The 4,153-nt window shown below is 36.2% G+C and carries 7 protein-coding genes; all 7 read right to left on the minus strand.

Annotation, left to right across the window (positions count from 1 at the left end; translation table 11 throughout):
* Positions 1–359, minus strand: a 359-nt coding sequence (locus VKY50_RS08730; protein ID WP_324300927.1) for an ABC transporter ATP-binding protein, incomplete at its 3' end; no start/stop codon positions are given.
* A 203-nt stretch (positions 360–562) separates the two neighbouring features.
* Positions 563–775 (minus strand): hypothetical protein, encoded by a 213-nt coding sequence (locus VKY50_RS08735; RefSeq protein ID WP_324300929.1) that lies wholly within the window; start codon positions 773–775, stop codon positions 563–565.
* Between the two features lie 16 nt (positions 776–791).
* Complete coding sequence (locus VKY50_RS08740) at positions 792–1,325, minus strand: DUF420 domain-containing protein (RefSeq protein ID WP_324300931.1); 534 nt, start codon at positions 1,323–1,325, stop codon at positions 792–794.
* Complete coding sequence (locus VKY50_RS08745; RefSeq protein WP_324300933.1) at positions 1,325–2,011, minus strand: SCO family protein; 687 nt, start codon at positions 2,009–2,011, stop codon at positions 1,325–1,327. The genes VKY50_RS08740 and VKY50_RS08745 overlap by 1 nt, the downstream gene beginning before the upstream one ends.
* A 19-nt stretch (positions 2,012–2,030) precedes the next feature.
* Positions 2,031–2,717 (minus strand): hypothetical protein, encoded by a 687-nt coding sequence (locus VKY50_RS08750; protein ID WP_324300935.1) that lies wholly within the window; start codon positions 2,715–2,717, stop codon positions 2,031–2,033.
* Positions 2,718–2,793: 76 nt separating this feature from the next.
* Positions 2,794–3,141, minus strand: coding sequence for a cytochrome C oxidase subunit IV family protein (locus VKY50_RS08755; protein ID WP_324300936.1), 348 nt, complete (start codon positions 3,139–3,141; stop codon positions 2,794–2,796).
* A gap of 18 nt (positions 3,142–3,159) precedes the next feature.
* Positions 3,160–4,137, minus strand: coding sequence for a cytochrome c oxidase subunit 3 (locus VKY50_RS08760; RefSeq protein ID WP_324300938.1), 978 nt, complete (start codon positions 4,135–4,137; stop codon positions 3,160–3,162).
* Positions 4,138–4,153 lie beyond the last annotated feature (16 nt).

A 4,153-nucleotide genomic window follows, 5' to 3' on the forward strand; every position in this document is an offset into this window, starting at 1 on the left:
TCTTTTCGTTCTTTTCTATTGACTCCTTGATAATAAAGCGGCAAAGCAACATTTTCCCATGCTGATTTGTAATTGATAAGATTAAATGATTGAAAAATAAAGCCTAGAAATTTATTGCGATAATTTGCAGCCTTGGTTTCATTAAGATTCTTAATGGGTACGCCATCAAGTATGTATTCTCCTTCATCCAAACTATCCAACATCCCAAGGATATTAAGTAAAGTAGATTTACCCGAACCGGATGAACCCATAATTGCTACAAGCTCTCCTTCCTTGACATTAAAATTTATTCCTTTAAGAACATGAAGAGAATTACTCCCCATGTGGTAAGACTTATGAAGGTCTTTTATTTCGATCATGATGGTTAGGTTTTCTATAGTTTTGGTTGCGTCGTCCTCTTTAAATTAAAAGACTTCTCATGTTATAGATACACCTATAAGACCCCGAAGTCTTTGAATTGTTACAACAAAAATGAAAAATATTTGTTAAAAACTAGGGGTAAATTCGTTTTTTCTCACCTTACTCCTTTAAAATAAAGCATTTTAAAGGTTGAGAAATAAAATTACTTCATTCGCTTAAAAATAAAAAAGCCGACTACTGCTAATAATATATAAGGGACTGCCATTAAATACATGATTCCATTATTGACACCTTTAGCCATTGCCTCACCTCCGCCAGTCTCTAATGCGGCTCTACACATAGCACATTGCGCTGACATCAATTCCGGAGTCAGCAAAAGTAATAGGATAACAATGAGTGTTTTGAACCAATTCATAACTTATAATTTTAAACTAATTGACATAATAGGGTGAAATCATTAAATACACAACTACACCACTGATCGCTACATATAACCATAATGGAAAAGTATATCGCGCTATTTTTGCATGCCTTTTATACTCTCCAAAAAGGCCTCTAACAAAGGTAATCAGCACTAAAGGAATAATTACAATGGACAGTAAAATATGAGATATTAAAATAAAAAAGTATACATTTCTAACCCAACCTCTACCACCGAAAGGAGTAGAATCCGAAGTCATATGATAAGCCATATACATGGCTAAAAAAGCCACTGATAGTATAATACAAGTTTTCATTAAACGCTGATGCAACTTCATTTTACCTGACTTAATAGCAAAGAACGCTATCACTAGCAATATAGCTGTAAAGCCATTAATACTCGCGTATATTGGAGGTAAAAAGGTTAAAGGGGTTGCGTTTGGAATTTTAACACCAAATAAAATAGCTACCAATAGTGGAATGGCAATTGAAAAAGCAACAATCCACTTTTTATAGCGCCTCTCCGATGTTATTTTTTGCTCCATTATTCTTGATTTAAAAGCAATCTAATATCTTGTTCCAACATCTTCACTCCGCCTTCTTGTGTACCGTCATAATATACAATAGGATTTCCAAAATTATCTACTCTTGAACGGATATACCCTTTTTTATCCACTAATGCAAAAAAGCCAGAATGTTCAAAACCGCCCTCAGCATTTGGATTAATACCAGCATAGAGATTAAAGCCCGTGTTGGCTAGTTTATAGATCTTCTCTCTGTCTCCTGTCATCAAATGCCAATTCGGATTTCTAACCTCGTGTTTATCCGCATAAGCCTTTAACACCTCTGGAGTATCAGTTGTAGGATCAATAGTAAAGGATGCTATGCCAAATTCTTCCGAAGACCGTCTAAAGGCATTTTGAAGCTTCACCAAATTGGAGTTCATAATTGGACAAATAGTTGGGCAGCTGGTAAAGAAAAATTCAACCAAATACACCTTACCTCGATAATGATCGTTTGTGATGGTATCATTGTTCTGGTTCACAAGTTCAAAATGGGGCACTTTTCCGATTTCTACTAAACTCTTACTGGAGGCTGTTTCTTTACCAATGGCATGTCTATTGGTATCAACCACAGTCCCATTTTGGATACGGCTCACAATTTTAGGAACAAAATAGATCCCAAATACCAGGATCACAAAACCAACTAATATGTAAGATTTATTTTTCACAACACACCATTATTTAAGATTATTTCGAGTCTTTTTTATTGGGCATCTTCAGATAAGATTCCCTACTGCTTGCATTCCCGTTCTTTCGTAGGGCAAGGCGGTATTCTGCTAGTATTACCTTTACATCATCCACCATTTTATTGTGTAAAACGGCCACAGAGGTAGCGTCGTAACCAAAAACAGGCTCCTGGGTATCTTTATCATCAGTACGTCCTCTTAAGGAAGCATCCTTATCTATTATAAAAGCATAAGGGGTGTAAAGCGTCTTATCAAGATTGTATGGTGAACGAAGGCTATTAAACACATCTTTGATCCTCTGCTCCGATCCATATACAAAGTGCCAATTTTTAATATCAGTAAAACCACTGAGCTCTTGACGAAGTGTATCCACTTGTTCTCTTGCTTGGTTTGGCAACAGTGCGATCATTTGAAAATCCTGAAAACCATTAAAACGCTTATAAATCTTTTGATTCAGATTAAAAGCGTTTAGTTTATGGGAACTAAGATCACTTCCTAAGAAGATAAGTATGGTGATTTGATTGGTAAACGCTACTTGTTCCCCATTGTGATCTTCTAGACCGGCCAATTCTTGAACTGGACCGTGTAAAACAGGTAATCTTCCAAAGTTGTTAACACCTGAGGAAAAGAAAATGTACACTGCAATAGGAAGTATTAACAGTATACTAAGAACAATATATTTCTTCATTTGGCTCGGCATGAATTATCAATCTACAAAAATAAAAAAGACGGTCTAAAACCGCCTCTAATGTATTGTTAAAGTATTAGAAATCCCAGCTCTGAAAGCCGTGTTTGAGAACCTCATGCGTATAATCACCCTCTACCAGGATTATAAATATCAAATAAGGTATTAAAATAATAAGTGGTAATACCACACTCCATCTCATACTACTCTTTTCGCCTTCTAAGTGCATAAATGCCCAAGCAATATAATAAGCCTTAATGACAGTCAAAATGATGAAGATCCAGTTTAGAATTTTCATTCCTAAAATGTGTGCCTCTAGTGATGCAGGTCTAATGATACCAAGAACAACTTCAACTAATGTGATGACAGAAAGTATAATAAATACATTCCAGATTCTTTTGGTATTTGATTCGTGTACGTGTGCCATTTTAATTAGTAATATTAATTATACAAGATAGAAGAAGGTAAATACAAAGACCCATACAAGGTCAACAAAGTGCCAGTACAGACCTACCTTTTCTACCATTTCGTAACTATTTCTTCTTTCGTACGTTCCTAAAATAACATTGAAGAAAATCAGAATGTTAATACATATCCCAGTAAATACGTGGAATCCGTGGAAACCAGTAATAAAGAAAAAGTAGTTAGCGAATAATGGATGTCCGTATTCATTGTGAACTAGGTTCGCACCTTCAACCACTGCAGTAGCCTTAGCCAATGTTTCTGCAGTTTGTTGGCGGTCTAAAATCACTTTACCGCCCTCGGGCGCATTTGTCTCAGTTCTTACGACAATATTGGGGTTCGCTTCAAAACCAGTAATCACTTCCTCTAATGAAAATGATGTAAGCGATCGTTCTGATTCAAACCAAATACCTTTGTTTGCTGTATGGGTAATGCGATCTCCGTCTAACGAAACCGCAAAATCTGCAAGTGCAACGCGCTCTCCGGTACTCGCATCGACAAATTGGAAAATTCGTCCAGAGGTCGTCTCAATAGCTCCGTATTGTCCATTAATAAAGTTTTTCCACTCCCAAGCTTGAGAACCTAAGAATATCAAACCACCAATAATGGTAAGTAACATATAGAAAGTGACTTTTGCTTTTTTCATTTGATGTCCAGCATCAACAGCAAGTACCATTGTCACCGAGGAGAAAATCAATATAAAAGTCATTAGAGCCACGTAGTACATTGGTGCATCTACACCATGTAGGAATGGGAAGTGATTAAACACTTCATCGGCTATTGGCCAACTATCAATAAATTTAAAACGAGAAAAACCATAAGCGGATAAAAATCCAGAAAAAGTAAGTGCATCAGATAAGATAAAGAACCAGATCATCATCTTTCCATAGCTGGCTCCCATCGGTTGATTTCCACCACTCCATACTTTTTCTTCAGAACCTGTTGTAACAGTAGCTTCCATAAATGTTAGAGTATTC

Source organism: Galbibacter sp., assembly GCF_035306585.1.
In the GTDB taxonomy this organism is placed as follows: Bacteria; Bacteroidota; Bacteroidia; order Flavobacteriales; family Flavobacteriaceae; genus Galbibacter.

Coding starts and splice junctions, on each gene's coding strand:
- VKY50_RS08755 (WP_324300936.1), bottom strand. CDS start 3,141: ATGGCACACGTACACGAATCAAATACCAAAAGAATCTGGAATGTATTT.
- VKY50_RS08740 (WP_324300931.1), bottom strand. CDS start 1,325: ATGGAGCAAAAAATAACATCGGAGAGGCGCTATAAAAAGTGGATTGTT.
- VKY50_RS08750 (WP_324300935.1), bottom strand. CDS start 2,717: ATGAAGAAATATATTGTTCTTAGTATACTGTTAATACTTCCTATTGCA.
- VKY50_RS08735 (WP_324300929.1), bottom strand. CDS start 775: ATGAATTGGTTCAAAACACTCATTGTTATCCTATTACTTTTGCTGACT.
- VKY50_RS08760 (WP_324300938.1), bottom strand. CDS start 4,137: ATGGAAGCTACTGTTACAACAGGTTCTGAAGAAAAAGTATGGAGTGGT.